Annotated in this window: 9 protein-coding genes and 2 pseudogenes; 9 read left to right on the top strand and 2 right to left on the bottom strand. The window is 76.2% G+C overall.

The window, feature by feature from the left end:
- Positions 1–15 precede the first annotated feature (15 nt).
- From LIU39_RS07725 to LIU39_RS07700, 6 genes are all read left to right on the top strand, one after another.
- Entirely contained in the window at positions 16–1,014 is a 999-nt protein-coding gene (locus LIU39_RS07725; RefSeq protein WP_227045820.1) for a cobalamin biosynthesis protein, read from the top strand.
- Positions 1,011–2,612 carry a cobyric acid synthase gene (locus LIU39_RS07720; protein WP_227045819.1) on the top strand — a complete coding sequence of 534 codons (1,602 nt, stop codon included), beginning with the start codon at positions 1,011–1,013 and terminating at the stop codon, positions 2,610–2,612. The genes LIU39_RS07725 and LIU39_RS07720 overlap by 4 nt, the downstream gene beginning before the upstream one ends.
- Before the next feature lie 68 nt (positions 2,613–2,680).
- Positions 2,681–4,876: a putative cobaltochelatase gene (locus LIU39_RS07715; protein ID WP_227045818.1), complete on the top strand. Its 2,196-nt coding sequence runs from the start codon at positions 2,681–2,683 to the stop codon at positions 4,874–4,876.
- Positions 4,876–5,472 carry a cob(I)yrinic acid a,c-diamide adenosyltransferase gene (cobO, locus tag LIU39_RS07710; protein WP_227045817.1) on the top strand — a complete coding sequence of 199 codons (597 nt, stop codon included), beginning with the start codon at positions 4,876–4,878 and terminating at the stop codon, positions 5,470–5,472. Before LIU39_RS07715 ends, cobO begins: the two co-directional genes overlap by 1 nt.
- Before the next feature lie 7 nt (positions 5,473–5,479).
- Positions 5,480–6,874 carry a cobyrinic acid a,c-diamide synthase CobB gene (locus tag LIU39_RS07705; RefSeq protein WP_227045816.1) on the top strand — a complete coding sequence of 465 codons (1,395 nt, stop codon included), beginning with the start codon at positions 5,480–5,482 and terminating at the stop codon, positions 6,872–6,874.
- Positions 6,871–7,521, top strand: a complete 651-nt coding sequence (locus LIU39_RS07700) for a VOC family protein (RefSeq protein ID WP_227045815.1) — start codon at positions 6,871–6,873, stop codon at positions 7,519–7,521. Before LIU39_RS07705 ends, LIU39_RS07700 begins: the two co-directional genes overlap by 4 nt.
- Positions 7,522–7,601: 80 nt before the next feature.
- Here the strand turns inward: LIU39_RS07700 and LIU39_RS07695 are convergent, their stop codons facing one another.
- Positions 7,602–8,378 carry a ZIP family metal transporter gene (locus LIU39_RS07695; RefSeq protein ID WP_227045814.1) on the bottom strand — a complete coding sequence of 259 codons (777 nt, stop codon included), beginning with the start codon at positions 8,376–8,378 and terminating at the stop codon, positions 7,602–7,604.
- A gap of 86 nt (positions 8,379–8,464) precedes the next feature.
- Here LIU39_RS07695 and LIU39_RS07690 point away from each other — a divergent pair.
- From LIU39_RS07690 to cobC, 3 genes and pseudogenes are all read left to right on the top strand, one after another.
- Positions 8,465–8,857, top strand: a pseudogene (locus LIU39_RS07690) (cobalamin biosynthesis protein); the annotation flags it as partial.
- 135 nt (positions 8,858–8,992) lie between these two features.
- Positions 8,993–9,763, top strand: a pseudogene (locus LIU39_RS07685) (sirohydrochlorin chelatase); the annotation flags it as partial.
- A gap of 34 nt (positions 9,764–9,797) precedes the next feature.
- Positions 9,798–10,886, top strand: coding sequence for an Rv2231c family histidinol phosphate aminotransferase CobC (gene cobC / locus LIU39_RS07680; RefSeq protein ID WP_227045813.1), 1,089 nt, complete (start codon positions 9,798–9,800; stop codon positions 10,884–10,886).
- 172 nt (positions 10,887–11,058) lie between these two features.
- Here cobC and LIU39_RS07675 read toward each other — a convergent pair whose 3' ends face one another.
- Positions 11,059–12,171, bottom strand: a complete 1,113-nt coding sequence (locus LIU39_RS07675; RefSeq protein ID WP_227045812.1) for an SCO1860 family LAETG-anchored protein — start codon at positions 12,169–12,171, stop codon at positions 11,059–11,061.
- Between the last annotated feature and the right edge of the window lie 96 nt (positions 12,172–12,267).

The raw sequence follows: 12,267 nt of genomic DNA, 5'->3' as shown, positions 1-12,267 counted from the left end.
CGGCGGCCTGATCCGATGCGTGCCGAACACGCCGGCTACGCGTGCGGCGCAGCCCTCGGCTTCCTCGGCGACCTGATCGCCGCCGATCCCCGACGCGGCCACCCGGTGGCCGCGTTCGGCCGGGCCGCGGCCGCCGTCGAATCCCGTCTCTGGCGCGACCACCGCGGCTACGGCGCGGCCCACGCCGTGCTGTGCGCGGGCGGCGCCGCCGCGGGTGCCGCCCTGCTGGAGCGCGCCGTACGCGGCGGCCCGCGCGCCCATGGCCCGGCCCGCGCAGCCGCCGGCACGGCGCTGACCGCGGCGGCCGTCTGGGCCGTCCTGGGCGGCACCTCACTCGGCCGGGAGGCGCGCGCCATCGGCGACGCGCTGCTGGCCGGGGACACGGACCGGGCGCGGCGGCGGCTGCCGCATCTGTGCGGACGCGACCCGCAGGCGCTGGACGGACCGCAGATGGCGCGCGCGGTCGTCGAGTCGGTGGCGGAGAACACCTCGGACGCCGTCGTGGGCGCGCTCGTCTGGGGCGCGTTGGGCGGCGTGCCGGGTCTGGTGGCGTTCCGGGCCGTGAACACGCTGGACGCGATGGTGGGCCACAAGTCGCCCCGTTACCGGAAGTTCGGCTGGGCCTCGGCCCGGCTCGACGACGTGGCCGGCTGGCCGGGCTCCCGGCTCACCGCCGCGCTGACGGTGCTCGCCGCACCGGACAGGCGGGCCGCCGCGCGCGCCTGGAAGGCGGACGGCGCCGCGCATCCGAGCCCCAACGCGGGCCCGGTGGAAGCCTCGTTCGCGGGCGCGCTGGGAGTGCGCCTCGGCGGCACGCTGACGTACGGCGGACGCATGGAACACCGGCCGCAGCTCAACGGCGCGGGCCGGCCGGCCGGGGCCGCCGACATCGCGCGTGCGGTGCGGCTCTCGCGCCGGGTGGGTGTGCTGGCGCTGACGACGACGGTCGCCGGGCGGCTGGCCGCGGGCGCGCTGCGCTCCGCGGTCTCCCGGCACGGAAGGAGAACCGGGTGAACGGGCGGCACACGGCGCCGGGCGGGGCGCTCGGCGGCGGCCTGCTGGTCGCGGGTACGACGTCGGACGCGGGCAAGAGCGTGGTCACGGCGGGGATCTGCCGCTGGCTGGCGCGGCAGGGCGTGCGCGTCGCGCCGTTCAAGGCGCAGAACATGTCGCTGAACTCCTTCGTGACCCGCCAGGGCGCGGAGATCGGCAGGGCGCAGGCGATGCAGGCCGCGGCCGCCGGGGTGGAGCCGACCGCGCTGATGAACCCGGTGCTGCTCAAGCCGGGCAGCGACCGCAGCAGCCAAGTGGTGCTGCTGGGCAGGCCGGTGGGCGAGATGAGCGCCAAGGGGTACTTCGGCCGCAGCGACGGCCGGGGCGGTGCGGGCACGCCGCAGACGGGACGGCGCGAGCAGCTGCTGGGCACCGTCACCGACTGCCTCCAGGAGCTGCGGCGCACCCACGACGCGGTGATCTGCGAGGGCGCCGGCAGCCCCGCCGAGATCAATCTGCGGCGTACCGACATCGTCAACATGGGGATCGCGCGGGCCGGGCGGCTGCCGGTCGTGGTGGTCGGCGACATCGACCGCGGCGGGGTGTTCGCCTCCTTCTTCGGCACCACGGCGCTGCTCTCGCGCGAGGACCAGTCGCTGGTCGCCGGGTATCTCGTCAACAAGTTCCGGGGCGATGTGTCGCTGCTGGAGCCGGGTCTTGAGATGCTGCGCACCCTCACGGGGCGGCCGACGCTGGGCGTGCTGCCGTACGCGCACGGGCTCGGCATCGACGAGGAGGACGGGCTGCGGGTCTCGCTGCGCGGCGCGGTGCGCGAGAGCGTGGTGGCGCCGCCGCACGGCGCGGATGTGCTGCGGATCGCGGTCGCCGCGGTGCCGCTGATGTCGAACTTCACGGACGTGGACGCGCTGGCCGCCGAACCGGGCGTGGTGGTGCGGTTCGTGGACCGCGCCGAGGAGCTGGCCGACGCGGACCTGGTGGTGCTGCCGGGCACCCGCGGCACGGTGCGGGCGCTGGAGTGGCTGCGCGAGCGCGGCCTGGCGGACGCCGTCGCGCGGCGGGCCGCGGACGGCCGCCCGGTGCTGGGCATCTGCGGCGGCTTCCAGATGCTCGGCACGCTGATCGACGACGAGGTCGAGTCCCGGGCGGGCACCGTGCCCGGCCTGGGACTGCTGCCCGTACGGGTGCGGTTCGCCGCCGAGAAGACGCTGGCCAGGCCGGCCGGCACGGCGCTCGGTGAGCCCGTGGAGGGGTACGAGATCCACCACGGTGTGGCCGAGGTCGACGGCGGGGAGGCGTTCTTCACCGACGCGCGGGGGCAGGCTCTGGACGGCTGCCGGGTGGGTGCGGTGTGGGGCACGCACTGGCACGGCTCGCTGGAGAGCGACGCCTTCCGGCGGGAGTTCCTGCGGCGGGTGGCGGCCGATGCGGGCCGGGCGTTCGTGCCCGCGCCCGACACCGCCTTCGGCGCGCTGCGGGAGGAACAGCTGGACCGGCTCGGCGATCTGATCGAGGAACACGCGGACACGGACGCGCTGCTGCGGCTGATCGAGAAGGGGGTGCCGGAGGGGCTGCCGTTCGTTCCTCCGGGGGCGCCGTGACGTCCCGATCCGTACCGCCCGACCACGTTCCATCCCGCGAATCCACCCTCGAAAGGGGTACCCGTTACATGGCCTCGGTTCCTTACCCGTTCACCGCGGTCGTCGGCCAGGACGACATGCGCCTCGGCCTCGTGCTCAACGCCATCTCGCCGGCCATCGGCGGGGTGCTGGTACGCGGCGAGAAGGGCACCGCGAAGTCGACGATGGTGCGCGGCCTGACGGCGCTGATGCCCGCCGTCGACGTGGTGCCCGGCTGCCGCTTCTCCTGCGGGCCGCTCGCCCCCGACCCCGGCTGTCCTGACGGCCCGCACGAGGAGGGCGCGGGCCAGGACCGCCCGGCCCGCATGGTCGAACTGCCCGTCGGCGCTTCGGAGGACCGGCTGGTGGGGGCGCTGGACATCGAGCGGGCGCTGTCGGACGGGGTCAAGGCGTTCGAGCCCGGCCTGCTGGCCGACGCGCACCGCGGGGTCCTCTACGTCGACGAGGTCAACCTGCTCCACGACCACCTCGTCGACCTCCTCCTGGACGCGGCCGCCATGGGCGCCTCGTACGTGGAGCGCGAGGGCGTGTCGGTGCGGCACGCGGCGCGGTTCCTGCTGGTGGGCACGATGAACCCCGAAGAGGGCGAGCTGCGGCCGCAGTTGCTTGACCGGTTCGGTCTGACGGTGGAGGTCGCCGCGTCGCGGGAGCCGGACCTGCGGGTGGAGGTCGTCAGGCGGCGCCTTGCCTATGACGCGGACCCCGCGGGGTTCGCCGCGCGCTGGGCGGCCGATGAGGACGCGCTGCGCGAACGGATCGTCGCGGCACGGGAGTTGCTGTCGCAGGTGACGCTGGGCGACGCCGCGCTCCGGCAGATCGCCGCGACCTGCGCCGCGTTCGAGGTGGACGGGATGCGGGCGGACATCGTGATGGCCCGTACGGCGACGGCGCTGGCCGCGTGGGCGGGGCGCGATGACGTGCTCGCCGAGGACGTCCGGCAGGCGGCGCTGCTGGCGCTGCCGCACCGCAGGCGCCGTAATCCGTTCGATGCCCCCGGCCTGGACGAGGACAAACTCGACGAGACCCTGGACGAGTTCGGCGGGCAGGACGGCGGCGACGACCCGGAACCCGAGGGCCCGGACGACGGTCCCGACGGCGGCGGCGACGGTCCCGACGGGGGCGGCCCCGACGGCGGGCCCGACGGCGGCGGACCCGCGCCGCAGGACGACACCGTGCCGGGGCCGCGCGAGCAGAGCCCGCCGTCCGTACCCGAGCAGGACTGCGGGGCCGACGGCACGGACGGCGCGCCGGATGCGCCGCCCGCCGATCAGCCCGCCGGCGCTCCCCGGGCGCAGCAGGCCGCGGTCGGCGCGGCGGAGCCGTTCAAGACCCGGCGTCTTGACGTGCCGGGTCTGGGTGAGGGCGCGGACGGGCGCAGGTCGCGGGCGCGTACCGCGCGCGGGAGGACGACCGGCTCCCGGCGGCCGCAAGGCGCCCTGGGCAAGCTGCACTTGGCGGCGACCGTGCATGCGGCGGCGCCGCACCAGCGGGCGCGCGGGCGCAGCGGACGGGGTCTGGTGCTGCGCAGGGACGACCTGCGCGAGGCGGTGCGCGAGGGGCGGGAGGGCAATCTCGTCCTGTTCGTGGTGGACGCCTCCGGGTCGATGGCGGCGCGCAAGCGGATGGGCGCGGTCAAGGGCGCGGTGCTGTCGCTGCTGCTGGACGCGTACCAGCGGCGCGACAAGATCGGCATGATCACCTTCCGCGGCACCGGCGCCGATCTCGCGCTGCCGCCGACGTCGTCGGTCGAGGCAGGCGCCGCGCGCCTGGAGACGCTGCCGACCGGCGGCCGTACGCCGCTGGCCGAGGGGCTGCTCAAGGCCCACGAGGTGCTGCGCGTGGAACGGATGCGGGACGCCTCGCGGCGGCCGCTGCTGGTGGTGGTGACCGACGGGCGGGCGACCGGCAAGGGCGGCGGGGCCGCGGGCGGGCCGCTGGAGCGGGCCGCGCGGGCGGGCCGGCTGCTCGGCGCGGAAGGCGTCGCGTCGGTGGTCGTGGACTGCGAGGCGGGGCCCGTACGGCTGGGCCTCGCGGGCGTGCTGGCGCGGGAGTTGCAGGGCACCGCCGTCACCCTCGACGAGCTGCGCGCGGACAGCGTCTCGGCGCTGGTACGAAACGTGCAGGGCGGCCGCGGCGGTGTACCCGCGGGCGCCGCAGGCGAGATCGCGGGCGGCAGGTCCGCCCGCGGGCAGGCACACACTCAGGGATCCAGGAGGGTCGCGTAATGCCGCAGGGACAGCCGTCCGTCGTACCGAACGACGGGCTCACCACCCGCCAGCGCCGCAACCGCCCGCTGGTCTTCGTCCACACGGGCGTCGGCAAGGGCAAGTCGACCGCCGCGTTCGGTCTCGCGCTGCGGGCCTGGAACCAGGGCTGGCCGGTCGGGGTGTTCCAGTTCGTGAAGTCGGCGAAGTGGAAGGTCGGCGAGGAGCGGGCGCTGAAGGTGCTCGGCGAGAGCGGCGAGGGCGGCAGTGTCGCCTGGCACAAGATGGGCGAGGGCTGGTCCTGGGTGCAGCGCGACATCGCGTCCAGCGAGGACGCGGCGCGCGAGGGCTGGGAGCAGGTCAAGCGGGACCTGGCGGCCGAGACGTACAAGCTGCTGGTGCTGGACGAGTTCGCGTACCCGATGCACTGGGGCTGGATCGACACCGACGAGGTGGTGTCGGTGCTGCGCGACCGTCCCGGCACCCAGCACGTGGTGATCACCGGGCGCAACGCCCCGCAGCCGCTGGTGGACTTCGCCGATCTGGTGACGGACATGTCGAAGGTGAAGCACCCGATGGACACCGGCCAGAAGGGCCAGCGGGGCATCGAATGGTGACCGTGGCATGAGCGCGGGCACGATTCCCCGGCTGGTGATCGCCGCGCCGGCGTCGGGCGCCGGCAAGACGACGGTGGCCACCGGCCTGATGGCGGCGTTCGCCGAGGCCGGTCTCGCGGTGTCGCCGCACAAGGTGGGGCCCGACTACATCGACCCGGGCTACCACTCGCTGGCGACCGGCAGGCCCGGCCGCAATCTGGACGCCTACCTGTGCGGCACGGACCGGCTCGCGCCGCTGTTCCTGCACGGTGCGCGAGGCGCCGATCTGGCCGTCGTCGAGGGTGTGATGGGGCTGTTCGACGGCGCGTCCGGCATGGGGGAGCTTTCCTCCACGGCGCAGGTCGCGAAGGTGCTGCGGGCGCCGGTGGTGCTGGTGGTCGACGCGTCGTCGCAGTCCCGGTCGGTGGCCGCCCTCGTGCACGGCTTCGCGTCCTGGGATCCGCAGGTCAGGCTGGCCGGGGTGATCCTGAACAAGGTCGGCTCGGACCGCCACGAGGCGCTGCTGCGCGAGGCGATGGAGTCCTCGGGGGTGCCGGTCCTGGGTGCGCTGCGGCGCACCGGCGAGGTCCGTACGCCGTCCCGGCACCTGGGCCTGGTGCCGGTCGCCGAGCGGCGGGCCGACGCGCTGGATGCGGTGCGCGAGCTAGCCGCACGGGTGCGCGCGGGCTGTGACATGGAGGCCCTGCTGGCGCTGGCGCGCGGGGTGCCCGAACTGCCGGACGCGGCCTGGGATCCGGCCGCCGAGGCCGCCGAGGCCGGGGGTCCGGTGGCCGGGGGCCGACGGCCGCTGATCGCCGTCGCGGGCGGCGCCGCCTTCACCTTCTCGTACGCGGAGCACGCCGAACTGCTGGCCGCCGCGGGCGCCGACGTGGTGCCGTTCGATCCGCTGCGCGACGAGCAACTCCCGGAAGGCACCGGCGGGCTGGTGATCGGCGGCGGCTTTCCCGAGGTGTACGCGCCGGACCTGTCGGCGAACGCGCCGCTGCGCGCAGCGGTGGCCGGCCTCGCCGCTTCCGGGGCACCGGTCTCGGCCGAGTGCGCGGGGCTGCTGTACCTCGCCGGGTCGATCGACGGGAAGCCGATGTGCGGGGTGCTGCCGGCCGAGGCGCGGATGTCGGAGCGGCTGACGCTGGGGTACCGGGAGGCGGTGGCGCTGGAGGACAACGCGCTGGCCGCCGCGGGCACCCGGGTGCGCGGCCACGAGTTCCACCGCACGGCCGTCGAACCGGGCGCCGGGGCGTCCCCCGCCTGGGGCCTCACGCATCCCGAGCGCCGGGTGGAGGGCTTCGTGCAGGGCGGGGTGCACGCCTCGTATCTGCATGTGCACTGGGCGGCCGCGCCGTCGCTGGCCACCCGGCTGGTGGCGGGCGCCGTGCGCGGCACCGCGGTGGGTGCCCGGTGAGCGGGGCGGCCGTGCTCGATCACCTCGTCCTCGCCACCCCCGATCTGGACCGCACCGTCGCCGAGTTCGCCGGGCTGACCGGTCTGCGGCCGGTGCCCGGCGGCAGCCATCCGGGCCGTGGCACCCGCAACTGCCTGCTCGGTCTCGGCGACGGCGCGTACCTGGAGATCATCGGTCCTGATCGGGAGGCGCCGGCGCCGGCCGGGCCGCGCTGGTTCGGCATCGACACGCTGTCCGGGCCGTGCCTGGTGACGTGGGCGGCCCGCTGCACGGATATCGCCGCGCGGGTGGCGCGCGCACGGGCGGCGGGCCTCGATCCGGGCACGCCGGTCGCGATGTCCCGGCGGACCCCGGACGGCGGCCGACTCGCCTGGCGGCTGACGCCCCCGGGTGCGGCCTGTGGCCTCACGCCGTTCCTGCTCGACTGGGGTGACACCCCGCACCCGACCGCCGCCGGACTCCCCGTGCTGCCGCTGCTCTCGCTGCACGCGACCGCGCCCGATCCCGGTGCCGCGGCCGACCGGCTGGCGGCGCTCGGCGTCCGGTGGCCCGGCGCGCCGTTCGCCGCCGGGCCCGCCTCGCTCACCGCCGTCGTGGCGGGCCACCGCGGCGCGGTGCGGCTGGGCCGGGGGGTCGCGGCGGTATGAGGGGCGCCGTCCGCCCGGCGCCGCGGTCCGCGTCCGTGTCCGGAGGGCCGGGCGCCCGGCCGGGGTGCGGACGCAGGCATTCAGGCCGCGAGGCCGACCACCAGCCAGATGAAACCGGCTCCGGCGACCGTGCAGGTCAGGGTGGTCAGCGCGGGGTGGTCGTGGTGGGCCTCGGGCAGGATGTCGGCGGTCGCGAGGTAGAGCAGCAGGCCGCCGAAGAACCCGAGGTAGATGCCGAGCCAGTGCTCCGGAAGGGTGACCAGCAAGGTGGCGCCCGCGCCGATCAGCGGCGCCACCGCGTCCGCGCCCAGCATCAGCAGCGCCCGTTTCCTGGCGTTCCCGTAGAGGCTGGTGAGCGTGTACGTGTTGAAGCCGTCGGCGAAGTCGTGCGCGATGACGGCGAGTGCCACGGACACCGCCATCTCGTCGCCCGCCTGGTAGGCCAGGCCGATCGCGAAGCCGTCCATGGTGCTGTGCACCACCATCGCGGTGGCGGCGGTGAGCCCGACCTGCGGCACCCGGCCGGGCGCCGCCCGCTGTCCGTTCTTTTCGGGCGGCCGGTGCGAGGTGGCGTGCGGCGGTCCTGCGCCGTGCGCGGCTCCGCGGACCGCGAGCAGCCGTTCCAGGGCGTGTGCGGCGAGGTAGCCCAGGACGAAGCAGAGCAGGGCGAGGGGAACGCCGAACACCTTGCCGCCCGCGGCTGCCAGCGCCTCGGGCAGCAGGTCGAGGCCGACGACCCCCAGCATCAGGCCGCCCGCCAGGCCCAGGACGAGGTGCCTGCGGTCGGTGACGTGCTGAGCGACCCAGCCGCCGAACAGCGTCATCACGAACGCGCCCAGCGCGATGGCCACCGGCACTGTCCCGCTCCTTTCCCCGGACCCGCCCTTCACTGTCACCTGCTTACCTACCCACCGCCGTCCCGGCACGTCCGGCGGGCCCGCCGGTGACCGCGGAGGGGGCGGGCCGCGGGTTCTGTGCGGGCGTCGGCGCGAGCCGTGGCGTCACCGTGCCCGAGGTGCTGGAGCTGGTCCGGGAGACGCTGGCGGCGGCCGGGTGCCCCGCGGGCGCGCTCGCCGCGCTGGCGACCGTGGAGACCAAGGCGGCGGAGCCGGGGCTGACCGGCGCGGCGCGGCTGCTGGGCGTGCCGCTGCTGGCGTATCCGGCCGGTGCGCTGGCCGCCGTCCGGGTGCAGGCGCCGCCGTCGGCGGCCGCGCTGGCCGCTGCCGGGACGCCGAGTGTGGCCGAGGCGGCGGCGCTGCTGGCCGCCGGGCCCGGCGCCGAACTGCTCGTCGGCAAACGGAAGTCGGCGCCGCCCGGCGGCCCGGCGCGTGCCACGTGCGCCGTCGCGGCCCCGGTCGGCGGCGACCGCGGTCGGGACCTCGCCGCCCCCTCCGCTATCGTCATGCCCTCCCCCACCCGGCCCGGCTGCGGACCGGCCCTGCGGACGCGGAACCCGTACCAAGGAGACAGTGTGACCACCCCTCCCGCTCTGCTCATCGCCGGTCCCGGCACCCGTGACGACGGTGGTGCGCAGGCCCTGCGCACGCTGCTCGACGTCATCGGCGCGCGCCATCCGGAGGTGCCCGTCGCCGGCGGGTTCGCCGGCCCCGCGCCGTCCGCGCTGCCGCTCGGCGACGCCGTCGACGCGCTCGTCGGGCAGGGCGTGACGCGGATCGCCGCGGTGCCGCTGCTGCCGGAGACCTACGGCGGGGTGCCGGCGCAGCTGGCGCGGGCCACCGGGCGCCATCCGGAGCTGACGTACGTCTGCGGGCAGGATCCTGGCGGCCATCCGCGGCTCCTGGACGCGCTGGAGCGGCAGCTCGACGAGGCGCTGGGCGGCGGCGCGCGGCGGCCCGGCGACCGGGCGCGGACGACGGTGCTGCTGGTGGGCGGCGGCTCCGGCGATCCATACGCCAATGCCGATGTGGCGCGGATGGCGCGGCTGTTGTGGGAGGGCCGCGGCTTCGCCGGCGTGGAGACCGCCTTCCTCTCGTACACCGCGCCCGACGTGCCCGCGGGCCTGGACCGCTGCCGGGTGCTGGGCGGTGCGGTGCCGGGTGCGCCGGGCCGGATCGTGGTGCTGCCCGCCTTCCCGCTGTCCGGTGGCGCGGTGGAGCGGCTGCGGCTCCAGGTGGAAGGGTGGACGGCCGCGCATCCGGAAACCGCGGTGACCTGCGCGGAGCCGGCCGGTCCCGGTCCCGAGCTGGCCGACGCGCTCGTGGAGCGGTACCGCGAGGTGCTCGCCGCGGGGATGCCGGCCGCGTCGCGGGGGCACCGTGTCGGCGCCCGCTGAGTCCGCGCCGCCGCGGGCGGGCGCGGTCCACGAGCCCGATCTGCGGCATCACGGCGACGCCGAAGTGCGGGGCGGCGAGGCCGGGTTGACCGATCTGGCGGTCAATGTCCGCACCGGCACTCCCCCGGCGTGGCTGAAGTCCAGGATCGCCGCATCCCTCGACGGCCTGGCCGCGTATCCCGACGGGACGGCGGCGCGGTGCGCGGTGGCCGCCCGGCACGGTCTGCCCGTGGAGCGGGTGCTGCTGACGTCGGGCGCGGCGGAGGCGTTCGTGCTGCTGGCGCGGGCGGTACGGGCCCGCAGGCCGGTGGTGGTGCACCCGCAGTTCACCGAGCCCGAGGCGGCGCTGCGGGACGCCGGGCACAGCGTGGGGCGGGTGCTGCTCGACGCACGCGACGGCTTCCGCCTTGATCCGGCCGCGGTGCCCGATGACGCGGATCTGGTCGTCGTCGGCAATCCGACCAACCCGACGTCGGTGCTCCATCCGGCGGGTGTGCTGGGCGCGTTGGCGCGGCCGGGGCGCACGCTGGTGGTCGACGAGGCGTTCATGGACGCGGTGCCCGGGGAGCGGGAGTCGCTGGCCGGGCGGAAGGACCTGCCGGGTCTTGTGGTGCTGCGCAGCCTCACCAAGACCTGGGGGCTGGCCGGGCTGCGGATCGGCTATGTGCTGGCGGCGCCGGAGATCCTCGCGGAACTGGCGCGGGCGCAGCCGTTGTGGCCGGTGTCGTCGCCCGCGCTGGTGGCGGCCGAGGCGTGCTGCGAGCCGGCCGCGCTGGCCGAGGCCGAGGCGGCGGCGGTGCGGATCGCCGCGGACCGGGAGCATCTGCTGGCCCGGCTGGGCGAGTTCGGCGGGATCACCGTGTGCGGGCCTGCCGAGGGCCCGTTCGTGCTCATCGGCCTGCCGGCTGCGGCGGCGGTACGGACCGGGCTGCGGGCCCGCGGCTTCGCGGTGCGCCGCGGCGACACGTTCCCCGGTCTGGGCCCGGACTGGCTCCGGCTGGCGGTGCGCGACCGGGCGACGACGGACCGCTTCACGGCCGCGCTCGCCGACGTCCTGGACGAGCAGGCGTGAGCCGGGCGGCGGGCTGAACTCCGGCCGGGACACCGGGCGTTGGACTCGCCGGGCCGGGCGGACCACGCTCCGGCCGGCCCGGCGAGAGTGAGGCGCGCCGGACCGGCCGGCACGCCTCGGGCCGTATGCCGGACCGGCGCCCCCACGGCACCGGTCCGGCATACGGGGTCGGTCAGCCGCGGTCGCCCTGCTGGGCCGCGGCCTTGCGCTTGCGGGCGTAGCCGAGCGATCCGGCGCCCGCGACGAGCAGCAGTGCGGCGCCGCCCGCGAGGTACGGCGTGGTCGAACTGCTGCCGGTCTCGGCGAGGTTCTTGTCGCCCGACCCGGTCCCGGCGTTCGCGTCGGAGCCCTTGCCGCCGCCCGACGCACCGCCGTCCGACCCGCCGCCGGACTGGCCGCCGTTCTGCCCGCCGGTCTGGCCGCCGGTCTGGCCACCGTCCTGACCGCCGGACGTGGCGCCGCCGCTGTTGCCGCCGGTCGTCCCGCCGGTCTCGCCCTCGCCCTTGCCGCCCGGCGTGGTGCAGGTGGCATCGGCGAGCTGGACGTGGCCGTTCACCTCGGCGACGTTCAGCTTCAGCGGGTTGATGGCGACCTTGAGGTCGAGCGCGGTGGCCGCAGCCGTCGCGGACGTGACGCTCTTCTTCGACAGATCGAGACGGACGTCCCCCACTCCGGGAACCTTGACCTCCGTCGTGCCGCCCGCGGTGAGCGTGACGGTCTTGCCCAGCACCTTCACCGTGCCCAGCACGTTGGACGAGGCGACCGGGCGCTTGCCCGCCTCGCACACGGCGCGCGAGGTGACCTTCTCCACCTCGATCAGGGACAGCAGCGGCAGGCCGGGGACGTGGACCTTGGCGTGCGCGAGGTTGCTGTAACCCTCGGCCTTCTTCGCCTCCGCGGTGGCGCGTGCGGTGGCGACGTCGGCGCTGAGCACGCTGAACGGCTTGCCGTGGTCGACGCCGTCCAGGTCGACGCTGAGCGCCGTCTTGTCGGCGTCGGCGGGCGCGTGCACGTCGTTCAGTGCGACGTGCAGCGGGACGTTGACGGCCTTGTTGAGCAGGCCGACGTCCAGGTTGGTGCGCAGGACGGCGGCACCGGATGCGCCGTGGCCTTCGGCGGCGTGCGCGGACCCGGCGCCGAGGAGGAGGACGGGGCCCGCCGTCAGCGCCGTGGCGACGCAGGCGGCGGCGAAGCGGCGCACGGAACGGCGGGCCGCCGGGGCTTCGGGACCGGTCGGCCGCGGGTGTACGGGCATGCCGGACGGGCCGGTGGAGCTGGTGGACACGTGTGTGGAACCCCCACAAGAGAAGTGGAGTCGCCGGCCGCGCCAATGGGGGACATCACGCGTGCCGACGACCTCGACGCACTCATACTGTACGCA

The organism is Streptomyces pinistramenti, from assembly GCF_020564935.1.
Lineage (GTDB): Bacteria > Actinomycetota > Actinomycetes > Streptomycetales > Streptomycetaceae > Streptomyces > Streptomyces pinistramenti.
This window is presented reverse-complemented; position numbering and strand designations above follow the sequence as displayed.

What these genes read in the sequence shown, in the direction of transcription:
- LIU39_RS07725 (WP_227045820.1), top strand. Translation starts at nt 16, where the DNA reads ATGCGTGCCGAACACGCCGGCTACGCGTGCGGCGCAGCCCTCGGCTTC.
- LIU39_RS07715 (WP_227045818.1), top strand. Translation starts at nt 2,681, where the DNA reads ATGGCCTCGGTTCCTTACCCGTTCACCGCGGTCGTCGGCCAGGACGAC.
- cobO (WP_227045817.1), top strand. Translation starts at nt 4,876, where the DNA reads ATGCCGCAGGGACAGCCGTCCGTCGTACCGAACGACGGGCTCACCACC.
- LIU39_RS07705 (WP_227045816.1), top strand. Translation starts at nt 5,480, where the DNA reads ATGAGCGCGGGCACGATTCCCCGGCTGGTGATCGCCGCGCCGGCGTCG.